Genomic DNA, 23,647 nt, shown 5'->3' on the forward strand with positions numbered 1-23,647 from the left:
AGCGCAGCGCAATCCGGGACAGGCGTCCCCGCTCTATCCTCCGTCATTGCGAGCGCAGCGAAGCAATCCAGTATCTTTCCCCGGAGGCAGTCTGGATTGCTTCGTCGCAAGGGCTCCTCGCAATGACGCGGTGAGAACCCGGCCTCAACACCTCAATGCAAATGCAGCAGATGCGGCCACCACAGGCCGAGCGCGGTCATGAACAGGCCGGCGATCGTCAGCGCGCCGCCGACATAGGCGAGCGCGATCATGCCGGTGATGATGGTGGCGGACGCCAGCACGATGCCGATCTGGAAGGCGGCCGAGGCCAGCTCGAAATGGTGGTACTTCGCGGTCGCCTCGTCGCGGGCGTGCTCGGCGTGCTTGGCCTTGTCCGCAAGCTGCTCGGTGCCTTCGCCGGTCTCGGGCTCGGAGCGGTAGCGCTGCGCGGTCTTGGTCCAGTCGTCGATCTGCTTCTGCACGGCGGGCTTCTGCGCCTCGGCCGCGGCGGCCAGTGTCAGCTTGCCCTGTTCCGCCGCGGTCACCACCACGGTGCGGCGGATGCTCTTGGCCTGGAAGAATGCCCAGAGATTGGCGGCCTCGACGTTCTTGCTGATCGATTCGGTCTGGGCACCCTTGCCGAGCGTCTCCGAGATCGCCAGGAACAGCGCCAGCACGGCGATCAGAAGAGCGATCTTCTTGTTCGAGCCGGACGCGTGTTCGGCGTGCTCGGCATGCTCCATGCTTTCATGTGCGCCCATATAATGTCCCTCCTGTGCCGGTTCCCACGATTTGACCGAACCGTGGGCGCTGTGCAAGAGGCACGCGAGCTATGACGAGAGTGTGTCAGCGCCGCGGATGGGCGCTGGCATACACCTCGAGCAGCCGCTCGGAATCGATGCCGGTATAGACCTGCGTGGTCGACAGCGAGGAATGGCCGAGCAATTCCTGGATGGCGCGCAGATCGCCGCCGCGCGAGAGCAGATGCGTGGCGAAGGAATGCCGCAGCGCGTGCGGCGTGGCGCTGTCGGGAAGTCCCAGCGCGCCGCGCAGCCGCTCCATCGCGAGCTGGATGATGCGCGGGCTCAAGGGGCCGCCGCGCGCGCCGACGAAGATCGGGCCGTCCGCCGGAAGCGGATAGGGGCACATCGCGACGTACTCCTGCACCAGCGCCAGCACGTTCTGCAGCACCGGCACCATGCGGGTCTTGTTGCCCTTGCCGGTCACGACCAGCACGTCGCCTTCGCCGGGTTTCGGCACCTCGCGGCGCTTGAGACCCAGCGCCTCGGAGATGCGCAGGCCCGAGCCATAGAGCAGCGCCATCACCGCGGCATCGCGCGCCAGGATCCAGGTCTCGCGCTCCTCGCCGGCGCGCTCGTCGGCGTCGGCAAGACGTTTGGCCGATGCCATCGGCAGCGGCTTCGGCAGGCTCTTGGCGACCTTCGGCGCGCGGATCGCCGACAATGCGCCGACCTTGCCCTTGCCCTCGCGCTCCAGAAAACGTCCGAACGAGCGCAGGCCCGCCAGCGCGCGCATCAGGCTGCGGCCGGCAATGTCGTCGGCCCGGCGCATCGCCATGAAGGCGCGCACGTCGGTGGCTTCCAGCGCTGCAAACCGCTCCAGCGTGACCCGCTCGCCCCAATGATTGCTGAGGAAATCCAGGCATTGCCGCAGATCGCGGCCATAGGCCTCCAGCGTCTTCGGCGACAGCCGCCGCTCGGCGCCGAGATGCGCCAGCCAGCGCGCCATCTCCTGCGCGATCGAGGGATCGGCGCTGGCGAGCTCGATGTGTGGGGCGACCGCTTTGCTCATGCGCTCTGGACGTGGTGATTCCGCACAGTATATCGCATCACACTCGTTTATCGTTCGCTAAGGCCGCCGCGCGGCGCTAGCCTCAAGGCCTCAAGGTTCCGATTCCCGCTCATGGACCAATCGCCGCGCAACACCGCCGCCCCCGCCACCCGCATGGTCGACGTGCTGGTGCCGGTCGCGCTCGACCAGACCTATTCCTACAAGGTGCCGCGCGGCATGGAGCTGAAGGCGGGCGACCTCGTCGGCGTGCCGCTCGGTCCGCGCGAGGTGCTGGCCGTGATCTGGGGCGAGAACGCCAATCCCGATCCGCGCCTGCACAACCGCCTCAAGGAGGTCAGCGAGAAGCTCGATATCCCGCCGCTCAAGCCGGAGCTGCGCCAGGTGGTGGACTGGGTCGCCAATTACACGCTGAGCCCGCGCGGCATGGTGCTGCGCATGTGCCTGCGCATGGGCGAAAATCTCGGCCCGGAGCGGGTGCGCGCCGGCGTGCGCCTGACCGGCAATCCGCCGAAGCGTCTGACGCCGGCGCGCCAGCGTGTCATCGCGCTGCTGTCGGACCGGCTGCTGCACGGCAAGTCCGAGGCGGCCAAGGAGGCCGGCGTCTCCTCGGGCGTGATCGACGGCCTCGTCGATGAAGGCACGCTCACGGTTGAGCCAATGCCGCCGCCGCCTCCGCCGCCGGCACCCGATCCGGAATTCGGCCGGCCGGATTTTTCGCCGCTGCAGCGTGCCGGTGTGGATGCGATGCGCGCGCTCGCGGCCAACGGCACCTTTCATGTCGCGCTGCTCGACGGCGTCACCGGCTCGGGCAAGACCGAGGTCTATTTCGAAGCGGTCGCCGAGGTGATCCGCCGCGGCAAGCAGGCGCTGATCCTGATGCCGGAGATCGCGCTGACCGGCCAGTTCCTCGATCGCTTCGCGCAGCGTTTTGGCGTGCGGCCGATCGAATGGCATTCCGAGCTCACCCCGCGCACCCGCGCGCGCAATTGGGCCGCGATCTCCGAAGGTTCGGCGCCGGTCGTGGTCGGCGCGCGTTCGGCGCTGTTTCTCCCTTACGCCAATCTTGGCCTCATCGTCGTCGATGAGGAGCACGACCAGGCCTACAAGCAGGACGACGGCGTGCACTACCACGCCCGTGACATGGCGGTGGTGCGCGGGCATATCGCAAAAATCCCGGTCGTGCTGGCCTCCGCGACGCCGTCGGTCGAATCCGAGGTCAATGCGCGCAAGAACCGCTATCAGCGCATCGCGCTGCCCTCGCGCTTCGGCGGCCAGCACATGCCGCATATCGAGGCCATCGATTTGCGCCGCGAGCCGCCCGCGCGCGGCCGCTTCATCTCGCCGCGGCTCGCCGGCGAGATCAGGACCGCGATCGAGCGGCGCGAGCAGGCGCTGCTCTTCCTCAATCGCCGCGGCTATGCGCCGCTGACGCTGTGCCGTGCCTGCGGCCATCGCTTCGCCTGCACCATCTGCGATGCCTGGCTGGTCGATCATCGCTTTCGCCAGCGCCTCGTCTGTCACCATTGCGGCTTCTCGATGCCGCGCCCGCACATCTGCCCGAACTGTTCGGCCGAGGAATCGCTGGTCGCGGTCGGACCCGGCGTCGAGCGCCTGCAGGAGGAGGCGGCCGCGCTGTTCCCGCAAGCCCGCACCATGGTGCTGTCGAGCGATCTCATCACCTCGATTGAGACCATGCGAAGCGAGCTCGCCGAGATCGCGGAGGGCCGCGTCGACATCATCATCGGCACGCAGCTCGTGGCCAAGGGCCACAACTTCCCGCGGCTCAATCTGGTCGGCGTGGTCGATGCCGATCTCGGCCTTTCCAACGGCGATCCGCGCGCGGCGGAGCGCACCTGGCAATTGCTCAATCAGGTAATCGGCCGCGCGGGCCGCGAGCAGGGCCGCGGCGTCGGCTATCTCCAGACCCATCAGCCCGACCATCCCGTGATGCGGGCGCTGATCGCCTGCGACCGCGAGGCCTTCTACGACAGCGAGATCGAGCTGCGCGAAAAGACGCTCTATCCGCCGTTCGGCCGGCTCGCCAGCCTCATCATCTCCGCCGGCGATCGCCCGGGCGCCGAAGGCTTCGGCCGCAAGCTCGTCGCGCTCGCGCCGCGCGACGAGCGCGTCGTCGTGCTCGGCCCCGCCGAAGCGCCGCTCGCCGTCATCAAGGGCCGCTACCGCTTCCGCATCCTGGTGAAATCGGCGCGCGGTTTCGACCTGTCGGACTATTTGCGCAACTGGCTCGCGGTCTGCCCGAAGCCGACAGGCAATCTGAAGCTGGAAGTCGACGTCGATCCGCAGAGCTTTTTGTAGGGCCACCGCAGCCATACCCTCTACTGTCATTCCGGGGCGCGCGTAGCGCGAGCCCGGAATCCATCGGGCGGCAGAGTTTGTGGATGAATGGATTCCGGGTTCGCGCTCCGCGCGCCCCGGAATGACAAAACAAAAAAAGCCCGCGGTCCCCCAAGACCGCGGGCTTGTTTCACGTGCGCAGCAAACTGATGAAAACTGCGCGTTCGATCAGGCGCGGATCGCGCCTTTAGGAGACGACTTCCGCGGTGACGCGGCCGACGCCGCGACTGGTGAGGCCAATGGCGCGGGCGGCACCCGTGGAGAGGTCGAGCACACGCCCGCGAATGAACGGGCCGCGGTCATTGATGGTGACGATGACGCTCTGGCTGCCATGGGTGACGCGCAGCTTGGTGCCGAAGGGCAGCGAACGGTGCGCCGCGGTCATGGCGTTCTGGTTGAAGCGCTGGCCCGAGGCGGTCTTGCTACCGGACTCATTGCCGTAAAAGGACGCGATGCCGGAGAAGCTGCGGCCCGTGCCGGAGGTCGGTGTCATCGACGCATTGGCATTGCGCCAATCGGCGGTCGCGTTGGCCTCGGTCTGGGCGTGGTGGCGGTGGTGATGCCGGTGATGCCGGGATTTGGCGGAAGCTTCGGTGGCAGTTCCACCGACGAGGAGAGTTGCGGCGACGAAAGCAATCGCCGTACGCGGCCGGGTCGCAAAGCCCAGCGTCTTCAAAGACAGCATTTAATGGTCCCTAAGCTAGTATTGCCACATTTGTGGCAAGTGGAGCCCCCATCAGTTTGTGAGCGATTTGGCGTTTCGATTCCCAATGAGGCGTGAATTGGGCAGTAAATCCGGTATGTGTCGTCATGAAATATCTTGTTACCGTCGCGAGATATTCAGCCGATGTTCCGTAATCTTCGCCTTTAACGATTTATTAACCTCTATATTACTTGCGAATACTGTAAAGCGAAGTCATCGCCCCTAGCGTTTAGAATTCGCTAAGTATTCAGCGGATGGAACCGGTGGGAACGGATTCACGCCTCAGCGATCCGTGTTCATGGCCGCTATGCGCTGGGGGCAGGAACCAATGGAAGGTATCGCGGCAGGGCCGGCGCTGAATTCCGTGACGTGGCAGTCGCCGCCTCGGTCGGCCCCTCCCGCGCGCAATGTGTTGCGAGGCTGCGACGAACTGGCGACAGAACCTCATGCCTTTAGTTTGGCGTCATGTTGCACCTGCGCACCTGCTATGTTAGCAAAGCCGCGATTTTAACGAGCCCGGCACCTCCCGTGCTGGTCGAAAATCGAAGTCCCGCTTGAATTCCAAGGGCTTGGATCGCTAGGCGCCGCTTCGTGGCGACGGTTTTTCCCTTGCGAGTTTGACAGCAAAAAGAGCGCGTCTGTGGCTGCAGAAGATACGTCCGTTTCAGGTGTGTCCGGCCGTTATGCAACGGCCTTGTTCGAGCTGGCCCGCGACCAGAACGTGGTCGACGAGGTCAAAGCCGATCTTGATAAATTCGATGCCTTGCTGAACGAAAGCGCTGATCTCAAGCGCCTCGTCCGCAGCCCGGTGTTCGCCGCCGATGCCCAGTCCAAGGCCCTTTCGGCCGTGCTGGACAAGGTGGGCATCGCCGGCATCACCGCCAACTTTCTGAAAGTGCTGACCGCCAATCGCCGCCTGTTCGCGGTGGCCGACGTCAGCCGCGCCTACCGCGCCCTCGTGGCCCGGTTCAAGGGCGAGACGACGGCCGACGTGACGGTGGCGGAGGCGCTCTCTGACAAGAATCTCGATGCCCTCAAGGTTGCCCTGAAGTCGGTGACCGGCAAGGACGTCGCGCTGAACGTGAAAGTCGATCCCTCGATTATCGGTGGCCTCGTCGTCAAGCTGGGCAGCCGCATGGTGGATGGTTCGCTTCGCACCAAACTCAATTCGATCAAGCACGCGATGAAAGAGGCAGGCTGATGGACATCCGCGCCGCGGAAATTTCCGCGATCCTCAAGGACCAGATCAAGAATTTCGGCCAGGAAGCTGAAGTCTCCGAAGTCGGACAGGTGCTGTCCGTCGGCGACGGTATCGCCCGCGTCTACGGTCTGGACAACGTCCAGGCCGGTGAAATGGTCGAGTTCGAGAACGGCACCCGCGGCATGGCGCTGAACCTCGAAACCGACAACGTCGGTGTCGTTATTTTCGGTGCCGACCGCGAGATCAAGGAAGGCCAGACCGTCAAGCGCACCCGCGCCATCGTGGACGCGCCGGTCGGCAAGGGCCTGCTTGGCCGCGTCGTCGACGCGCTCGGCAATCCCATCGACGGCAAGGGCCCGATCCAGGCTGAGAAGCGCATGCGCGTCGACGTCAAGGCGCCCGGCATCATTCCGCGCAAATCGGTGAACGAGCCGATGGCAACCGGCCTCAAGGCCATCGACGCCCTGATCCCGATCGGCCGCGGCCAGCGCGAGCTGATCATCGGCGACCGCCAGACCGGTAAGACCGCGATCGCGCTCGACACCATCCTGAACCAGAAGCCGCTCAACGCGCAGCCGGACGAGAACATCAAGCTGTACTGCGTCTACGTCGCGGTCGGCCAGAAGCGTTCGACCGTCGCCCAGTTCGTGAAGGTGCTGGAAGAGCAGGGCGCGCTCGAATACTCGATCGTCGTCGCCGCCACCGCCTCCGATCCGGCGCCGATGCAGTACATCGCGCCCTTTACCGGCTGCACCATGGGCGAGTACTTCCGCGACAACGGCATGCACGCGGTCATCATCTATGACGATCTGTCCAAGCAGGCCGTCGCCTACCGTCAGATGTCGCTGCTGCTGCGCCGCCCGCCGGGCCGCGAAGCCTATCCCGGCGACGTGTTCTATCTGCACTCCCGCCTGCTCGAGCGCGCGGCGAAGCTGAACAAGGACATGGGCTCGGGCTCGCTGACGGCGCTGCCTGTCATCGAAACCCAGGCCAACGACGTGTCGGCTTACATCCCGACCAACGTCATCTCGATCACCGACGGCCAGATCTTCCTGGAAACCGACCTGTTCTTCCAGGGCATCCGTCCTGCCGTGAACGTCGGTCTGTCGGTGTCGCGCGTCGGTTCGTCGGCGCAGACCAAGGCCACCAAGAAGGTCGCCGGCAAGATCAAGGGCGAGCTCGCGCAGTACCGCGAAATGGCGGCGTTCGCGCAGTTCGGCTCCGACCTCGACGCCTCGACCCAGCGCCTGCTCAACCGCGGCTCGCGCCTCACCGAGCTGCTCAAGCAGCCGCAGTTCTCGCCGCTGAAGATGGAAGAGCAGGTCTGCGTGATCTGGGCCGGCACCAACGGCTATCTCGATCCGCTCCCGCTCAACAAGGTGCGCGCGTTCGAGGACGGCCTGCTGTCGCTGCTGCGCGGCAAGCACGCCGACATCCTCAACGCGATTCGCGACAGCCGCGATCTCTCCGACGATACCGCTGCCAAGCTGAAGTCGGTGGTCGAGGGCTTCGCGAAGTCTTTCTCGTAAGAAGGCCGTCATGGCCGGGCCAAAGCGCGAAGCGCGTCTTCGCAACTGAAGTCCCGGCCATCCACGTCTTGTGCGTGGAAGACGGAGAACGTGGATGCCCGGGACACGCCCGGGCATGACGAAAGGATAGGGTCGCGGTCGAGCCGCAGGCTGATCGCTGGGGACGAAGAATGGCGTCACTTAAAGACATGCGCGTCCGCATCGCCTCCACCAAGGCGACGCAAAAGATCACCAAGGCCATGCAGATGGTCGCGGCCTCCAAGCTGCGCCGCGCGCAGACCGCCGCGGAAGCGGCGCGTCCCTATGCCGACAAGATGAGCGCGGTGATCTCCAACATCGCCAGCGCCGCGGTCGGCTCGCCCGGCGCACCGGTGCTGCTGGCCGGCACCGGCCGGGACCAGGTTCATCTGCTGCTGGTCTGCACCGGCGAGCGCGGCCTGTCCGGCGCCTTCAACTCCTCGATCGTGCGTCTCGCCCGCGAGCGCGCTCTGGCGCTCGCTGCGCAGGGCAAGGAGGTGAAATTCTTCTGCGTCGGCCGCAAGGGTTACGAGCAGCTCCGCCGCCAGTTCGACAAGCAGATCGTCGAGCACATGGACCTGCGCAGCGTCCGCCAGCTCGGTTTCGTCAACGCCGAGGAGATCGCCAAGAAGGTTCTGGCGCGGTTCGACAACGGCGAGTTCGACGTCTGCACGCTGTTCTACTCGCAATTCAAGTCGGTGATCGCGCAGATCCCGACCGCCCAGCAGGTCATCCCGCTGGTCATCGAGGAGGGCGGTGCCGCCAACACGACGTCGTACGAATACGAGCCGGAAGAGGACGAGATCCTCACGCGCCTGTTGCCGCGCAATCTCGCCGTGCAGATCTTCCGCGCCCTGCTCGAGAACAACGCCTCGTTCTACGGTGCGCAGATGTCGGCGATGGACAACGCCACCCGCAACGCCGGGGAAATGATCCGCAAGCAGACGCTGGTCTACAACCGCACGCGTCAGGCTCAGATCACCAAGGAACTCATCGAAATCATCTCCGGCGCAGAAGCAGTCTGACCGGACACGAAATTCGGATCGAAGGAGACAGTAAATGGCTACAGCAGCCACACAGATCGGTCGCGTTACCCAGGTCATGGGCGCCGTCGTCGACGTGCAGTTCGAAGGCCACCTGCCGGCCATTCTCAACTCGCTCGAAACCAAGAACGGCAACAACCGCCTGGTGCTGGAAGTCGCGCAGCATCTCGGCGAGTCGACCGTCCGCACCATCGCGATGGACGCCACCGAAGGTCTGGTGCGCGGCCAGGAAGTGACCGACACCGGTCAGCCGATCTCGGTTCCCGTGGGGGACGGTACGCTGGGCCGCATCATGAACGTCATCGGCGAGCCGATCGACGAGGCCGGCCCGATCAAGTCGGAAGGCACCCGCGCCATCCACCAGGAAGCGCCGACCTACACCGACCAATCGACTGAAGCCGAAATTCTCGTCACCGGCATCAAGGTCGTCGATCTGCTCGCTCCGTATGCGAAGGGCGGCAAGATCGGCCTGTTCGGCGGCGCCGGCGTCGGCAAGACCGTGCTGATTCAGGAGCTGATCAACAACGTCGCGAAGGCGCACGGCGGTTACTCCGTGTTCGCCGGCGTCGGCGAACGCACCCGCGAGGGCAACGACCTCTATCACGAGTTCATCGAGTCCAAGGTCAACGCCGACCCGCACAATCCGGATCCGAGCGTGAAGTCGAAGTGCGCGCTGGTGTTCGGTCAGATGAACGAGCCGCCGGGCGCCCGCGCCCGCGTCGGCCTGACCGGTCTGACCGTCGCCGAGCACTTCCGCGACCAGGGCCAGGACGTGCTGTTCTTCGTCGACAACATCTTCCGCTTCACGCAAGCGGGTTCGGAAGTGTCGGCGCTGCTCGGCCGTATTCCTTCGGCGGTGGGTTATCAGCCGACGCTCGCGACCGACATGGGCGCGCTGCAGGAGCGCATCACCACCACGCAAAAGGGCTCGATCACCTCGGTGCAGGCCATCTACGTGCCGGCCGACGACTTGACCGACCCGGCGCCCGCAACCTCGTTCGCGCACTTGGACGCCACCACGGTGCTGTCGCGCGCGATCTCGGAAAAGGGCATCTATCCGGCGGTGGACCCGCTCGACTCGACCTCGCGCATGCTCTCGCCGCTGGTCGTCGGCGAGGAGCACTACACCGTCGCCCGTCAGGTCCAGCAGGTGCTGCAGCGCTACAAGTCGCTCCAGGACATCATCGCCATTCTCGGCATGGACGAGCTTTCGGAAGAGGACAAGCTGACGGTGGCCCGCGCCCGCAAGATCGAGCGCTTCCTGTCGCAGCCGTTCCACGTCGCCGAAATCTTCACGGGTTCGCCGGGCAAGTTCGTGGATCTCGCCGACACCATCAAGGGCTTCAAGGGCCTGGTCGAAGGCAAGTACGACCACCTGCCGGAAGCTGCCTTCTACATGGTCGGCACCATCGAAGAGGCTGTCGAAAAGGGCAAGAAGCTGGCGGCGGAAGCGGCCTAAGGTGCGAATGGCGAATAGGGAGTAGCGAATAGACGCGCTGCTCTCTTCGCCACTCGCCATTCGCTACTCACCATTCGCAAGGTTTCCCATGGCCACCTTCCATTTCGATCTCGTCTCTCCGGAAAAGCTCGCCTTCTCGGGTGAGGTCGATCAGGTCGACATCCCCGGCGCCGAGGGTGATTTCGGCGTGCTGGCGGGGCATGCGCCGGTCGTAGCTGCGATCCGGCCCGGCATCCTCACCGTCACCACCGGCGGCCGCCACGAGAAGATCATCGTGCTCGGCGGCCTTGCCGAAGTCTCCGAAAAGGGTCTCACCGTGCTCGCCGACGTCGCGACCTCGCTGGACGAGCTCGACCGTGTCCAGTTCGCCGAGACGATCGCGGAGATGGAAGAGAACTTGAAGGAGCACGAAGGCACCGAGCTCGATCAGGCCATCGAGCGGCTCGACCACTTCAAGAGCATCCAGCATCAGCTCAACGCCACGGCTATGCACTAAGCCCCGGGGCACCGCTCCGGGGCTCGATCTCCAAATTCCTGAACAGTTTCAGCGCTCGTCACGGTCGTGGCGGGCGCTGAACTTTATTGCGCTATCGCTGGCGCTGTCGCCTATTTTATCGCGGCGCGCCAGACACTTCGCTACTGTGCATGGGGTTGTTTTCGAGAGTTCAGTCGGCGAGGTGCGCAAACTCCTGTGCCACCGCGCGGTAGACCTCGCGGCGGAACGGCACCACGAGGTCGGCGACACGGCCGAGGCGCTCCCAGCGCCAGGCGTCGAACTCGGCGGGCTGGCCGTTGCGCGGCGTCAGCGGATCGATCTCGTCGTCCGTGCCGGTGAAGCGCAGCGCGAACCATTTCTGGCGCTGGCCGCGAAATTTCGCCAGCCGGTGCGTCTGCGGTCCGTCGTAAGGCGGGAATTCATAGGTGAACCAGTCGGTCTCGCCGAGATAGTCGGCACTGACGACGTTGGTCTCCTCCCACAGCTCGCGCATCGCCGCATCACGCAGGTTCTCGCCCTCGTCGACGCCGCCCTGCGGCATCTGCCAGTCGAGCCCCGGCAGGATGATCTCGGGTCCGTCACCCTTGAAGCGATGGCCGATCAGCACGCGGCCGTCGGCGTTGAACAGCGCGATGCCGACGTTCGGGCGGTAGGGTTTGTGGGTCGTCACGCGTAACCTTCTCTCGTCATTCCGGGGCGCGCGAAGCGCGAGCTCTGGTGCGCAATTGCGCACCTGAGAATCCATAACCACAGGCCACAATGGGTTGAAAGGCCGTGGCTGCTATCCTTCGCACAGCTTCTGCCTGGGAGTATGGATCCCCGCCTTCGCGGGGATGACGACCGAGCGAGCCGCGACAGGTGATCTGATCACCCCTCCGCCAGCGCAGAAAATTCCTGCACCACGCGCTCATAGACTGGGCGCTTGAACGGGATGATCAACTCAGGGAGATTCTTCATCGACTCCCAGCGCCAGCTCACGAATTCCGCCTTGTGGCCGCCGCCGCCGGGATGCTCGACGTTGATCTCGCTGTCCTTGCCGGTGAAGCGCACCGCGTACCATTTCTGGCGCTGGCCGCGGTAGCGGCCCTTCCAGGCGCGCCCGGCAACGGTGCGCGGAATGTCATAGGTGAGCCAGTCCGGGACCTCGCCGAGCCGCTCGACCGAGCGCACGCTGGTCTCCTCATAGAGCTCGCGCTTGGCCGCTTCCCAGGTGTCCTCGCCGGGATCGACCCCGCCCTGCGGCATCTGCCAGACGTGGGTGTCGTCGACATGCTCGATGCCGCCGGCGCGGCGGCCGATGAACACCAGTCCCTTTGGATTGATTAGCATCACACCGACACAGGTCCGGTAGGGCAGATCCTCGTAACGCGCCATTCCGCCAGACCTCTTGCCTGCTTCTTGGGAAGGCATGCCGGCCCCGCGAGACCCGCGCCGAACCAATTCGTTGATTTAGCTGGATTTTGATTTCAGCATCGCGGTTGTCAATGGCACCAAAAGGATACCTCGGTCGCCCAGTGTCTTGGTCCAGGCGCTGATGCGCTCGATCGAGACGGGCAGGGCGGAGGCCGTGCCGACGGCGATGCCGCGCTCGCGCGCCGCCGATTCCAGCTTGTTGAGGGCGCGGTCGATCTCGGTCGCCGTCGGCACCGCGTCGATGGCGATATCGCCCTTGCCGAACGGCACGGCCTGGTTCGCCGCGGCCTGGGGCGCGATGCTGCGGGGCGAGGAGCCGTCGTCGAAGAAGCCGAGCCCGCGCTTGGCCGCCTCGCGGATGATCGGCTGCATCGCCGGCTCCGTGGCGATGAAGCGGGCGCCCATGAAATTGGTGAGGCCGGCATAGCCCTGCATCCGGCTGAGGTGCCAGTACAGGCGGTCCATGTTCTGGTCGGGGCTGAGCGAGGTCAGCAGCGTCTGCGGCCCCGGATCGTTGTCGGGGAAGTCGTAGGGCTCCATCGGGATCTGGAGGAAGATCTCGTGGCGCTGCGCCCGCGCCCGCTCGGCGAGCTTGCCGGGGTCGGAGCCGTAGGGCGTGAAGGCCAGCGTCACCGCCGGCGGCAGCTTCATGATGGCGTCCAGGGTCTTGGCGGCGCCGACGCCGAGGCCGCCGATCACGATCGCGACCACCGGCATCTTGGCGGCCTTGGCGCGGTCGGCGTCCGCCGCATAGACGTTGAACGGCCTCAGCCCGTCGGCGACCACCGGGATCATGCCGTAGCGCGATTTCTCCAGCAGCTTCGGATTGATCCCGGTCATGACGGGCGGCGGGGCGGATGCAGCCTCGCCCTTGTCGGCGGCATCGCCCCCGCCGATCACCACGTCGCGGCGGGCGCCGGTGGAGCCATCGATCATGGTGATGGTCTTCTGCTCGCCGGGCGCGGCCTGCTTCGGCGTTTCCTTGGTCTCGTGCTTGGTTTCCTGGCCTTGGCCGATGGCAGACTTGTCGTCCGTGGCCTTCTCGGCCGGCCTGAGCTGGTTGATCGCGATCCGGCTCATCGGCTCACCGCCGAGCGGGTCCTTGTTGAAGATGGCGAAGCCGGCAAAGGTAACCAGGAACAGGCCGAGCAGAACAGCGAGCAGCTGCATAGACGTGAACGGCAGCCGCAGCCGCCGTTTGCGGCGCGGCTTATCCTGTCCGAGCGGGGCGCTCAGATCATCGGCCGTTTCAGTCATGCGCGATCCCGAATCACTCCAGCCGACGATACCACGCCGAGGTCAAGCGGCGGCAGGCCGGGATAGGCCGGAGGCAGCAGCAGTTCCCAAGCAAAAAGGGCGGCTTCGGGAAGCCGCCCTTTCGCTGGATCGCGTGATACGCCGACCTAGTTCGCCGCTTTGGCCTTGTCGGTCGCCGCCTTGTTGTCGTTGCCGGGCGTCGGCGCCGCGGAGGCGCTGTTCTTGATGCCGTGGAGCAGGTCGCCGGCGAGCTTGAGCGCCTTGTCGTCCTTGGCGTCCGGCGGGACGTAGGACTGCGAGCCCGTCTTCTCGTCGCCGTCGTTCTTCAGGTGGCCGCGCAGCGAAGCCTCGCCCTTGGTGTCGGTGCGCGACTTCAGCTCGTCCGGCACGTCCTGCAGCACTTCGATATCGGGCACGATGCCCTTGGCCTGGATCGACTTGCCCGACGGCGTGTAATAGCGCGCGGTGGTCAGCCGCAGCGCGCCGTTGCCGCTGCCGAGCGGAATGATGGTCTGCACCGAGCCCTTGCCGAACGAGCGCGTGCCGACGATGGTCGCGCGCTTGTGGTCCTGCAGCGCGCCGGCGACGATTTCCGACGCCGAGGCCGAGCCGCCATTGACCAGCACGATGACCGGCCTGCCCTTGGTCAGGTCGCCCGTATGCGCGGCGCGGCGCTGGGTCTCCTCGGCATTGCGGCCGCGGGTCGAGACGATCTCGCCCTTCTCGAGGAACGAGTCGGAGACGGTGACCGCTTCCTCGAGCAGGCCGCCCGGATTGTTGCGGAGGTCGATGATGAAGCCCTTGAGCTTGTCGCCGCCGATCTGGTTCGTGAGGTTGCCGATCTCGCGCTTCAGGCCTTCGGTGGTCTGCTCGTTGAAGGTGGTGATGCGGATATAGCCGATGTCATCCTGCTCGACGCGCGCGCGCACCGAGCGGACGCGGATGTTGTCGCGCACCAGCGTGACGTCGAGCGGATTGTCCTGGCCCTTGCGGATGATCTTGAGCTTGATCTTGGTGTTGACTGGACCGCGCATCTTCTCGACCGCCTGGTTCAGGGTCAGGCCCTGCACCGCCTCGTCGTCGAGATTGGTGATGATGTCGTTGGCCATGACGCCGGCGCGCGAGGCGGGCGTGTCGTCGATCGGCGAGACCACCTTGATCAGGCCGTCCTCCATCGTGACCTCGATGCCGAGGCCGCCGAACTCGCCGCGGGTCTGCACCTGCATGTCGCGGAAGCTCTTCGCGTCCATGTAGCTCGAGTGCGGATCGAGGCCGGTAAGCATGCCGCTGATGGCGGATTCGATCAGCTTGGTGTCATCAGGCTTCTCGACATAGTCGGAGCGCACGCGCTCGAACACGTCGCCGAACAGGTTGAGCTGGCGATAGGTGTCCGCGGTGGCGGCTCGCGCGCTGGAGCCCATGAACACCGCGCGCGGCTGGGTCACGAACAGCGTCAGCGCCGCACCGGTGGCGGCGCTGAGGAGGATTACTGAAGTCTTGCGCATCATCCGCGAACCTTCTCGCCTTCATTTGCGGCCCACCATGGGCCTGGATCGATTGGAGTGCCGTCTTTACGGAACTCGACATACAGCACAGGTTGACTCGCATTGGTGGCGAGAATGGAAGCGACCTGAGAGGTCGACCCCATGGTCGCGACCGGCTCCCCCGTGAGCACAAACTGGCCGATGTTGACCGAAATGCGCTCCATCCCGGCGATCAGGACATGATACCCGCCCCCGGCGTTTAGGATCAAGAGTTGTCCATAGCTGCGGAATGGGCCGGCATACACAACCCAGCCATCACACGGCGTCGTGACCTGGGCGCCGGGCTTGGTCGCCAGCGAAATGCCCTTCTGGACGCCGCCGACCCCGTCGGAACCGCCAAAGTCCCTGATCTTGTTACCGTTAACCGGAAACGGCAGGAGGCCCTTGGCCGAAGCGAAGGCGATCGCCGGGGTGGTGCGGGACTTGTCCTTGAACGCGCCCGGGCCCTGTTTGGCGCTGGCGGCCGCGTTTGCCGCCGCCAGTTTGGCCTCCTTGGCCTCGGCCTGCCTTGCGGCCTCTGCGGCCTTCTCGGCCGCCCTGGCGGCGGTTTGCAGATCCTGCTCCATCTTGGCGATCAGCCCCTGGAGATCGCCGACCTGCCTTGACAGCGCGATCGCGCGCGCACTTTCGGCGTCGAGGTCTTTTTCCCGCGCGGACTGCTGACGCTGCCGTTCCTCGATCAGGGCGGTGAGCCGGGTCTGGTCGCTCCTGACCTTGTCGCGGTCGGAGGCGAGCTGATCGCGCTCGGTGGCTATGGTCTTGCGCAAGGCCACGAGCTCGCCGAGCTCGCTTGCGATCTTCTCGGCGCGGCCGCGCAATTCCGGCACGACGGCGCCAAGCAGCATCGCGGTGCGCAAGGATTGCAGCGCATCTTCGGGCCGCACCAGCAGCGCCGGCGGCGTGCGCCGGCCGGCGCGCTGCAAGGCCGCCAGCACCTCGACGATGTCGGCACGGCGCGAATCCAGCGAAGCGCGCATCTGCTGCTCGCGGCCGTTCAGCGTTCGCAGCCGCGCCTCGGCCTCGTCGATCTTGGTTTCCACGGCGCGCACATTGGCGGCGGTGTCGATCAGCTGCTGATTGAGCTGGGTGCGGTCCTGGCCGAGCGCAGTGATCTCGGCCTTCAGCTTGGCCTGCGCTTCTTCCGCGCTTCGTTGCCTCGCGCGCGCGGCCTCCAGCTCCTGCTCGCGCTGCTTGATCGCATCGGGCGAGACGGCGGCAGTCTGCGGCGACGGCGCAACTGTCTGACCTTGCGTCTGGGCTTGGGCGAGGCTTTCTTCGGCGAAGAGGCTTGCGCCGGCAAGGCCGGTGATCAGCAGCAGGTTGAGGAGCGGCGCTCGCATCGTGTCGGCAAAGGTGCTCGTTGTGGCGCGCATCACGCGCGGTGATAGGGATGGCCGGCCAGGATGGTGGCGGCCCGATACAGCTGTTCCAGAAGCATGACGCGGATCATTTGGTGCGGCCAAGTCGCAGAGCCGAACGCGATCGCGAGCTTGGCCTTACGGCGCAATTCGGGCGAAAGTCCGTCCGCCCCTCCGATCACGAAGATAGTATGTCCGGCGCCCTCGTCGCGCCAGCGCGCCAGATGCCGTGCGAATACGGTGGACTCGAGATTCTGGCCGCGCTCGTCCAGCGCCACCAGGATCGCCTTGTCAGGAATATGCGCCGAGATTGCCGCGGCCTCTTCGGCCATCCGCGTCGCCGCATCGCGTGCGCGGCTTTCGGGAATTTCGTGGATGCCGAGCTCGCGGAATCCAAGCTTGCGGCCAGCCTCCTCGAACCGCTCGAAATAGCGGTCTGCAAGCTCCCGTTCGGGGCCCTGCTTCAGCCGGCCCACCGCAATGACAGCAACACGCATGATTTTAGGAGTCGCGTTGACGAGACCGCGCGCAACAGGCGCGCGCACGACGCTAGCATGCGCGTCAGCCGATTCGAAATCGGCCTTCGAGCCTAGATCGCCTTCGCCGCCCCTGGGCCCTGCGTGTACAACCTCTCGAGGTTGTAGAACTCGCGGACCTCGGGTCGGAACACGTGCACGATCACGTCGCCGGAATCGATCAGCACCCAGTCGCAATTGGGCAAGCCCTCGACATGGATGTTTTTGATGCCGTTTTCCTTGAGGCTCTTGGTGACGTTCTCCGCGATCGCGCCGACGTGCCGGTTCACCCGGCCGGTGGTGACGATCATGTAGTCGGAGTACGCCGATTTGCCGCGAAGGTCGATGGTGACCGTCTCTTCCGCCTTCATGTCCTCGAGGCGGGAGAGGATCAGGCTCAGCGTCTTGTCGGCGTCGGGTTGCGCCTTCAAGGCCGCAGCTTTGGTCGATGTTTTACGCGTAGGCTTGGCAACCTTGGGTAAAACAGACTTGGACAATACAGATGCGGTCAGGGACCATTCCTTTCACTGTATCGCGAACGCCGAATCCGGGCGCCCACTGGTTACACTACATCATGTGGGGTTAAGGGTTTCAATATGCCAGAGAGACCGAAATCCCCACCAGGTCGGCACACTTCGTCTCACTTCGTACCTTTCCAGCTCCCGTCCGGGTTCCGTAGGCCGGTCGAGGACAGATTCAGCTTCAATCCGGTCAGGAACACCCAGGCCGGTGCCGGCCGATCTGCAAGCTGGACAGCCTTGTTCTCGGGCAGACGGTAGCGCGATAACGCCTGGGCCGCGGGCGAGCCGAGCGCGCGAAAACTCTGCGGGGGGCGATCGATCACGGCCATCGGCACCTGGGCGGCGATGCGCCGCCAGTCCTGCCAACGATGGAATTGAGCGAGATTGTCGGCGCCCATGATCCAGACGAAGCGCAAGCCAGGAAAGCGGCGGCGCAAGGTGTTGATCGTGTCGATAGTATAGCGGGTGCGAATGACGGATTCGAGACAGCTCACCTCGATGCGCGGATCATCGGCGACCTCGCGCGCGGCCTGCATGCGCTCGCCGAGCTCGTGCAGCGTGCCGTTCTCCTTGAGCGGATTGCCCGGCGTAACCAGCCACCAGACGCGATCGAGCTGCAATCGCTTCAGCGCGAAGCGGCTGATCGCGCGGTGCGCCTGATGCGGCGGGTTGAACGAGCCGCCGAGCAGGCCGATGCGCATGCCCGGCGTCGAGGGCGGAACCGCTTGCGCCACGAAGCGCGGCACGACGAGATTGTTGCTCAATGCCCGCGCCCCGCGACGTCTACGGCCGAGTCTGTCCGGTGCCGCGGACGCGATATTTGAAGCTCGTCAATTGCTCGGCGCCGACCGGGCCGCGGGCGTGGAAGCGGCCGGTGGCAATCCCGATCTCGGCGCCGAACCCGAACTCGCCGCCATCGGCAAACTGCGTCGAGGCGTTGTGGAGCACGATCGCGGAATCGACCTCGCTCAGGAACTTGCTCGCCGCAGCCTCATCCGCGCTCACGATGGCATCGGTATGATGCGAGCCGTGGTCCTGGATGTGCGCGATCGCGCCCTCGACGCCGTCCACCACCTTCGCCGCGATGATCGCGTCGAGATATTCGGTGTCCCAATCCTCCTCGCTCGCCGGCTTGACGCGCGCATCGGCCTTCTGCACGGCCTCGTCACCGCGCACCTCGCAGCCGGCATCGAGCAGCATCTCCACCAGCGGCTTCAGGTTCTTGCCAGCGGCGGCACGATCGACCAGCAGCGTCTCGGCCGCGCCGCAGACGCCGGTGCGTCGCATCTTGGCATTGAGCACGATCGACTTCGCCATGGCGAGGTCGGCGCTGCCATCGATATAGACGTGGTTGACGCCTTCGAGATGCGCGAAGACAGGCACGCGCGCCTCCTGCTCGACCCGCGCGACGAGGCTCTTGCCCCCGCGCGGCACGATCACGTCGATGGCGCCGTTGAGGCCCGACAGCATCATGCCGACCGCGGCGCGGTCGCGCGTCGGCACCAGCGTGATCGCAGCTTCCGGCAGGCCGGCTTCGCGCAGGCCCTGCACCAGGCACTCATGGATGGCGCGGCACGAGCGGAAACTGTCGGAGCCGCCGCGCAGGATCACGGCATTGCCCGACTTCAGGCACAGCACGCCGGCATCGGCCGCGACATTGGGCCGGCTCTCAAAAATCACGCCGACGACGCCGAGCGGCACGCGCACGCGCTCGATGGACATGCCGTTCGGCCGCTGCCAGCGCTCGGTGACGACGCCGATGGGATCGGGGATGCCGCGCACAATGCCGATGCCTTCGGCCATGCCTTCGATGCGCGCCGGCGTCAGCGTCAGGCGATCGATGAAGGAGGAGGTGGCATTGCCGGCGGCACGGGCCTCCGCGACGTCCTCCGCATTGGCGGCGAGGATCGCGGCCGAGTTGGCGCGGATTGCCCGCTCCATGGCTTCCAGCGCGCGGTTCTTCTGCTCCGGCGGCGCCAGCGCCAGCACGCGCGCGGCAGCGCGGGCACGGGTTCCGAGATCGGACATCAGCGCCTGAAGATCGGCATTGCTGTCAACGGCTTTGAGGGGGGCGGCCATGGGGTCAAAACCTTCTGCTAAGGCGGTGTCCTAGCACGGAAATCCCGCTTTTGCGAAGGGCGGGAAGGGTATGGCTGGTCTCCCGGCGGCGAGCGGGGCGGGGCCCTTACCCGCCCACCACCAGATCATCCCGGTGGATCATCTCCGCGCGGCCGCTGATGCCGAGGATGGTCATCACGTCGGGGGAGGAACGGCCCTTGATCCGCTCGGCATCATCGGCGTCATAGGCGATCAGGCCGCGGCCGACCTCGCTGCCGTCGGGGCCGCGCACGATCACGGCATCGCCGCGGGCGAACTGGCCCTCGACCTTGTTCACGCCGGCCGGCAGCAGGCTGGCCCCGGCCCGTAGGGCGGTCACCGCGCCGGCATCGATGGTCAGCGTGCCCTTCGGCTCCAGCGTGCCCGCGATCCAGCGCTTTCGCGAGGTGATGGGATTGGCCGGCGTCAGGAACCAGGTGCAGCGGCCGCCATCGGCGATCGCCTGCAAGGGATGCTCGATCTTGCCGGAGGCGATCAGCATATGCGTGCCTCCGGTCGTCGCGATCTTGGCGGCCTCGACCTTGGTGCGCATGCCACCGCGCGACAGCTCGGACTCGGCATCGCCCGCCACCGCCTCGATCTCCGAGGAGATGCTGTCGACGACGGGAATGAGTTTTGCGTTCGGATTGTTCTTCGGCGGGGCATCGTAGAGCCCGTCGATGTCGGACAGCAGCACCAGCAAGTCGGCGCTCGCCATGGTCGCGACGCGCGCGGCGAGGCGATCGTTGTCGCCGTAGCGGATCTCGGTGGTCGCCACCGTGTCGTTCTCGTTGATCACGGGGATCGCGCGCCATTCCAGCAGCTTGCCGATGGTGGAGCGCGCGTTGAGATAGCGGCGGCGCTCCTCGGTGTCCTGCAGCGTCACCAGGATCTGGCCGGCGCCGATACCGTGGGCGCCAAGCACCTCCGACCAGATTCGCGCCAGCGCGATCTGACCGACGGCGGCCGCGGCCTGGCTCTCTTCCAGCTTCAGCGGGCCGCGCGGCAATTTCAGCCGGCTGCGGCCGAGTGCGATCGAGCCGGAGGAGACGACCAGCACGTCGCGCCCTTCCTTGTGCAGCTTGGCCATGTCGTCGGCCAGTGCAGCCAGCCAGGACGCACGCACCTCGCCCCTGTCGGAATCCACCAGCAGCGCTGAGCCGACCTTGACGACGATGCGGCGGAATTGGCTGAGTTCGGGGCTGGCCATGTCTCTTGGGTGCTGGCGCTGGATGCGAATGACGGCGGAGCGACAGGCGGCGCCGATGAGCCCTGCTTTTGCAGCAGGACGGTGACCGGCGCAAGGCAGCCGGGATGGTAAACGACGCATGTCGGCCTTGTGTCAGCCGTCCGTCTGGCTCTAATGGCGATCAACGATAAACGGGCCGAAAGAGGAAACGAATGGATCGCCGCAAATTCATGGCCGGATGCCTCGGCCTGCCGCTGTTCGCGCAGGCGGGTGGTGCGCGGGCGCAGGCCGGGCTGACGAAGATCATCTTCCCGTTTGCGGCCGGAGCCGGCGGCGACACGCTGTGCCGGCTGCTCGCGCAGGAGATGGCTCGGCTGCTGCAGCGGACCGTCGTGGTCGAGAACCGCACCGGCGGCGACGGCCTGATCGGCATCAAGGCGGTGAAGGGCGCGAGCCCGGACGGCAGCATGGTGCTGGTGACGACAGGGCCGACCATGTATCTGCTGCCAATGGTGGAGGCGACGCCGAGCTTCGACACGGCCAAGGATTTCATGCCGGTGTCGCTGCTGGCGCGCTTCGAGTTTGCGCTGGTGATCGGCCCGGGCATCGATGCTGCCGATTTCAAAGCGTTCGTAGCGTGGCTGAAATCGCATCCGGACAAGACCTCGTTCGGAGTGCCGAGCAACGGCACCATTCCGCATTTCACCGGCTCCAAGCTCGAGAAGGATCTCGGTATTCCCCTGACCCGCGTGCCCTATCGCGGCAGCGCGCCGATCCTTAACGACCTCGTCGGCGGCCACATTTCCTTCGGGATCACCACGCTGGCGGACGCGCTGCCGCAGCACCGCGCCAAGGGCGTGAAGATCATCGCGGTCGCGAGCGCGGAACGTTCACCCTTCGCGCCTGACGTGCCCACGCTGAAGGAGAGCGGCATCGATCTCGTTGCCGACGCCTGGTACGGCATGTGGCTTCCCGCCGGCAGCCCGCCGGAGTTCGCGAGCAAGCTCGGGGCGGCGGCGAGCGCGGCGCTTGCCAAGCCGGAAGTGAAGGAGAAGTTGACGGCGATCGGGCTGATTCCGATCGGCAGCAATGCGGACGCGCTATCCAAGGAGCTCGCCGCGAACACCGCGCTGTGGCAGCCGATCGTGAAGGCGACGGGCTACAAGATCACGAATTGAAGGCTGCCTCTTCTCCCTCTCCCCGTTCTTACGGGGAGAGGGTTGGGGTGAGGGGCTGTCTCCGCGAAAGCGCTGGCAATTGAACTCGCGGAGAGTCCCCCTCATCCGGAATTTGCTCTCGCAAATTCCGGCCTCTCCCCGCAAGCGGGGAGAGGCTGCTTCACATCTTCGCGCGCTGGGCGATGCCGTCCTTGATCGCCGCGAGCTCTTTCTCGTCCCAGATGCCGATCAGGATGCCACCCTTCACCTGGAGCTGACTATCCGCATAGGCGGCGATCTTCTCGCGTGGTGTGGTGATATGATCGTTCGGATGCAACGCCCAGTCGAACAGCTCGGCCTGGAGCCGCGCGATGATGCCGGCGCATTCCGGATCGTGGCCGCGATCCAGATATTCGTCCGGATCGGTTTCGAGGTCGTACAGCATCGGGCGGAAGCCGGAGGCGTGGATGTATTTCCAGCGCCCGTCGAACACCATGAACAGGCGGCAGCGCTCGATCGGCTGGTTCAGCTTCAGCCGCACGTCCTGCATGGAATAGTCGTATTCGGAGAATGCGACCTTGCGCCAGTCGCCCGGCTTCTCGCCGCGCAGCAGCGGCAGCAGCGAACGTCCTTCGAGGATATGGCCCGCCACCTTGCCCCCGAAATAGTCCACGAAAGTCGGCGCGAGATCGATCGCCTCAACCAGCGCATCGCTGCGCGTGCCGCGCGTCGCATCGGCCTCTTTCGAAGGATCGATGATGATCAGCGGGATCTTTGCCGATTGCTCGTGGAACAGGTCCTTCTCGCCCATCCAGTGATCGCCGAGATAGTCGCCATGATCGGAGGTGAACACGATCATGGTGGTGTCGAGCAGGCCGCGCTCACCTAAAAACTTCATCAGTACGCCCATCTGGTCGTCGATCTGGGTGATCAGGCCCATATAGGTCGGGATCACCTTTTCGCGGGCATCGTCGCGCGCCATGTTGCGGGAATAGCGCATGTCCATGTAGGCGCCGAACACCGGATGCGGATTCTGCCGTTCGCGCTCCGAGCGGATCACCGGGATCATGTCATCCGTCGAATACATGCTGGCATAGGGCTCCGGCGCGATATAGGGCCAGTGCGGCTTGATGTAGGACAGATGCAAACACCACGGGCGGCCGTCCGTTTCCGCCTCGCTGATGAAGTCCATCGCGCGCCGCGTCATGTAGGGCGTCTCGGAATGCTCTTCGGGCACGCGCGCGGCCTTGTCGGCGTGCACCAGCAGCCAGCCGTGGTGCAGCGAGCCGTCGTCAGCAGCGCCGGAATTGGCCCAGTGCTCCCAGGGATTGGTGGCTTCAAAACCGTGCTTTCGCAGATATTCGTCGTATTTCGGCCGCGGCCGTCCGGTCGGATGCAGGCCGTCGTCGCGCTCGTAAGGCTCGAAGCCGCATTCGGCGACATGCACGCCGATCATCGATTCCGGCGGGATGCCGAGCGCCTTCATGCCTTCGATGTCAGGCGCCATGTGGGTCTTGCCGACCAGCACGTTGCGCACGCCGATCTTGTTGAGGTGATCGCCGAGCGTGGGCTCCCCGACGCGCAGCGGCCAGCCGTTCCAGTGCGAGCCGTGCGAGCGCATGTAGCGCCCGGTGTAGAACGACATCCGCGACGGGCCGCAGATCGGCGATTGCACATACGCCTTGCTGAACAGCACGCCGCGCTTGGCCATGGCGTCGATGTTCGGTGTCTTCAGCGTGGGATGGCCGGTGCAGCCGAGATAATCGTAGCGAAGCTGGTCGCACATGATCCAGAGAACGTTCTTCGCGCGCGCCATGCGTTGTCCCTGCCGTTTCTTGATTGTTTGATGCTGCGCTATCGCGGGCGCGAAGACAAGCCGGTGATGCGCGCGCTCGCAGCGATAGACTCCGCTGTCGTCCCCGCGAAGGCGGGGACCCATAACCACAGGGAGTCGTTTGGCGAAGACTCGTCGTTCGGTACTTCGACCCTTCGCAACAGATA

At 65.5% G+C, this 23,647-nt stretch carries 21 protein-coding genes; 7 read left to right on the forward strand and 14 right to left on the reverse strand.

Translation table 11 applies throughout. The annotated features are described in order from the left end of the window. Positions 1-152 precede the first annotated feature (152 nt). Together I6F36_RS34045 and I6F36_RS34050 are read right to left on the reverse strand one after the other, a co-directional pair. Entirely contained in the window at positions 153-740 is a 588-nt protein-coding gene (locus I6F36_RS34045; protein WP_036008765.1) for a DUF4337 domain-containing protein, read from the reverse strand. A gap of 85 nt (positions 741-825) precedes the next feature. Next, positions 826-1,791, reverse strand: coding sequence for a tyrosine recombinase XerC (locus I6F36_RS34050; RefSeq protein WP_109141819.1), 966 nt, complete (start codon positions 1,789-1,791; stop codon positions 826-828). A 111-nt stretch (positions 1,792-1,902) separates the two neighbouring features. Here I6F36_RS34050 and I6F36_RS34055 point away from each other — a divergent pair, with 111 nt between their 5' ends. Then, the gene (locus I6F36_RS34055; RefSeq protein ID WP_225172944.1) at positions 1,903-4,107 is read left to right on the forward strand and encodes a primosomal protein N'; all 2,205 of its coding nucleotides are present in this window, start codon (positions 1,903-1,905) and stop codon (positions 4,105-4,107) included. Between the two features lie 226 nt (positions 4,108-4,333). Here I6F36_RS34055 and I6F36_RS34060 read toward each other — a convergent pair whose 3' ends face one another. After that, positions 4,334-4,831: a septal ring lytic transglycosylase RlpA family protein gene (locus I6F36_RS34060; RefSeq protein WP_225141879.1), complete on the reverse strand. Its 498-nt coding sequence runs from the start codon at positions 4,829-4,831 to the stop codon at positions 4,334-4,336. A gap of 658 nt (positions 4,832-5,489) precedes the next feature. Between I6F36_RS34060 and I6F36_RS34065 the strand changes: the two genes are divergently transcribed. The 5 genes from I6F36_RS34065 (at position 5,490) to I6F36_RS34085 (ending at position 10,595) form a co-directional block, all read left to right on the forward strand. After that, complete coding sequence (locus I6F36_RS34065; RefSeq protein ID WP_057026555.1) at positions 5,490-6,050, forward strand: F0F1 ATP synthase subunit delta; 561 nt, start codon at positions 5,490-5,492, stop codon at positions 6,048-6,050. Further along, positions 6,050-7,579, forward strand: a complete 1,530-nt coding sequence (atpA, locus tag I6F36_RS34070) for a F0F1 ATP synthase subunit alpha (RefSeq protein WP_036008755.1) — start codon at positions 6,050-6,052, stop codon at positions 7,577-7,579. The genes I6F36_RS34065 and atpA overlap by 1 nt, the downstream gene beginning before the upstream one ends. Before the next feature lie 170 nt (positions 7,580-7,749). After that, positions 7,750-8,622 (forward strand): F0F1 ATP synthase subunit gamma, encoded by an 873-nt coding sequence (locus tag I6F36_RS34075; RefSeq protein WP_225114554.1) that lies wholly within the window; start codon positions 7,750-7,752, stop codon positions 8,620-8,622. 34 nt (positions 8,623-8,656) lie between these two features. Further along, positions 8,657-10,099, forward strand: a complete 1,443-nt coding sequence (gene atpD, locus I6F36_RS34080; RefSeq protein ID WP_036008750.1) for a F0F1 ATP synthase subunit beta — start codon at positions 8,657-8,659, stop codon at positions 10,097-10,099. A gap of 88 nt (positions 10,100-10,187) precedes the next feature. After that, the gene (locus I6F36_RS34085) at positions 10,188-10,595 is read left to right on the forward strand and encodes a F0F1 ATP synthase subunit epsilon (protein WP_036008748.1); all 408 of its coding nucleotides are present in this window, start codon (positions 10,188-10,190) and stop codon (positions 10,593-10,595) included. A 169-nt stretch (positions 10,596-10,764) separates the two neighbouring features. Here the strand turns inward: I6F36_RS34085 and I6F36_RS34090 are convergent, their stop codons facing one another. From I6F36_RS34090 to proB, 10 genes are all read right to left on the reverse strand, one after another. After that, entirely contained in the window at positions 10,765-11,265 is a 501-nt protein-coding gene (locus tag I6F36_RS34090) for an RNA pyrophosphohydrolase (protein WP_036024643.1), read from the reverse strand. 197 nt (positions 11,266-11,462) lie between these two features. Next, positions 11,463-11,969 (reverse strand): RNA pyrophosphohydrolase, encoded by a 507-nt coding sequence (locus tag I6F36_RS34095; protein WP_036024645.1) that lies wholly within the window; start codon positions 11,967-11,969, stop codon positions 11,463-11,465. Positions 11,970-12,044: 75 nt separating this feature from the next. Next, positions 12,045-13,265 (reverse strand): divergent polysaccharide deacetylase family protein, encoded by a 1,221-nt coding sequence (locus tag I6F36_RS34100; RefSeq protein ID WP_128265204.1) that lies wholly within the window; start codon positions 13,263-13,265, stop codon positions 12,045-12,047. A gap of 146 nt (positions 13,266-13,411) precedes the next feature. Beyond that, positions 13,412-14,773 (reverse strand): S41 family peptidase, encoded by a 1,362-nt coding sequence (locus I6F36_RS34105; RefSeq protein WP_036008736.1) that lies wholly within the window; start codon positions 14,771-14,773, stop codon positions 13,412-13,414. Next, complete coding sequence (locus tag I6F36_RS34110; protein WP_225152573.1) at positions 14,770-16,149, reverse strand: murein hydrolase activator EnvC; 1,380 nt, start codon at positions 16,147-16,149, stop codon at positions 14,770-14,772. Before I6F36_RS34110 ends, I6F36_RS34105 begins: the two co-directional genes overlap by 4 nt. A 32-nt stretch (positions 16,150-16,181) precedes the next feature. Next, positions 16,182-16,664, reverse strand: a complete 483-nt coding sequence (gene rlmH / locus I6F36_RS34115; protein ID WP_057026550.1) for a 23S rRNA (pseudouridine(1915)-N(3))-methyltransferase RlmH — start codon at positions 16,662-16,664, stop codon at positions 16,182-16,184. A 92-nt stretch (positions 16,665-16,756) separates the two neighbouring features. After that, the gene (gene rsfS / locus I6F36_RS34120; RefSeq protein ID WP_024338888.1) at positions 16,757-17,113 is read right to left on the reverse strand and encodes a ribosome silencing factor; all 357 of its coding nucleotides are present in this window, start codon (positions 17,111-17,113) and stop codon (positions 16,757-16,759) included. A 209-nt stretch (positions 17,114-17,322) separates the two neighbouring features. Next, on the reverse strand, positions 17,323-17,967 hold the full coding sequence (locus I6F36_RS34125; protein WP_036024650.1) for a nicotinate-nucleotide adenylyltransferase: 645 nt from the start codon (positions 17,965-17,967) through the stop codon (positions 17,323-17,325). 19 nt (positions 17,968-17,986) lie between these two features. Next, positions 17,987-19,282, reverse strand: coding sequence for a glutamate-5-semialdehyde dehydrogenase (locus I6F36_RS34130; RefSeq protein WP_225172945.1), 1,296 nt, complete (start codon positions 19,280-19,282; stop codon positions 17,987-17,989). Positions 19,283-19,388: 106 nt separating this feature from the next. Next, the gene (gene proB, locus I6F36_RS34135) at positions 19,389-20,510 is read right to left on the reverse strand and encodes a glutamate 5-kinase (RefSeq protein ID WP_036008728.1); all 1,122 of its coding nucleotides are present in this window, start codon (positions 20,508-20,510) and stop codon (positions 19,389-19,391) included. Positions 20,511-20,701: 191 nt separating this feature from the next. Here proB and I6F36_RS34140 point away from each other — a divergent pair, with 191 nt between their 5' ends. Beyond that, entirely contained in the window at positions 20,702-21,667 is a 966-nt protein-coding gene (locus tag I6F36_RS34140) for a Bug family tripartite tricarboxylate transporter substrate binding protein (RefSeq protein ID WP_225172946.1), read from the forward strand. A gap of 160 nt (positions 21,668-21,827) precedes the next feature. On the opposite strand, the gene I6F36_RS34145 is transcribed toward I6F36_RS34140, so the two are convergent. After that, positions 21,828-23,462 (reverse strand): alkaline phosphatase family protein, encoded by a 1,635-nt coding sequence (locus I6F36_RS34145; RefSeq protein WP_225172947.1) that lies wholly within the window; start codon positions 23,460-23,462, stop codon positions 21,828-21,830. Positions 23,463-23,647 lie beyond the last annotated feature (185 nt).

Origin of the sequence: Bradyrhizobium sp. BRP19 (assembly GCF_020194195.1) — a bacterium.
Classification (GTDB): domain Bacteria; phylum Pseudomonadota; class Alphaproteobacteria; order Rhizobiales; family Xanthobacteraceae; genus Bradyrhizobium; species Bradyrhizobium yuanmingense.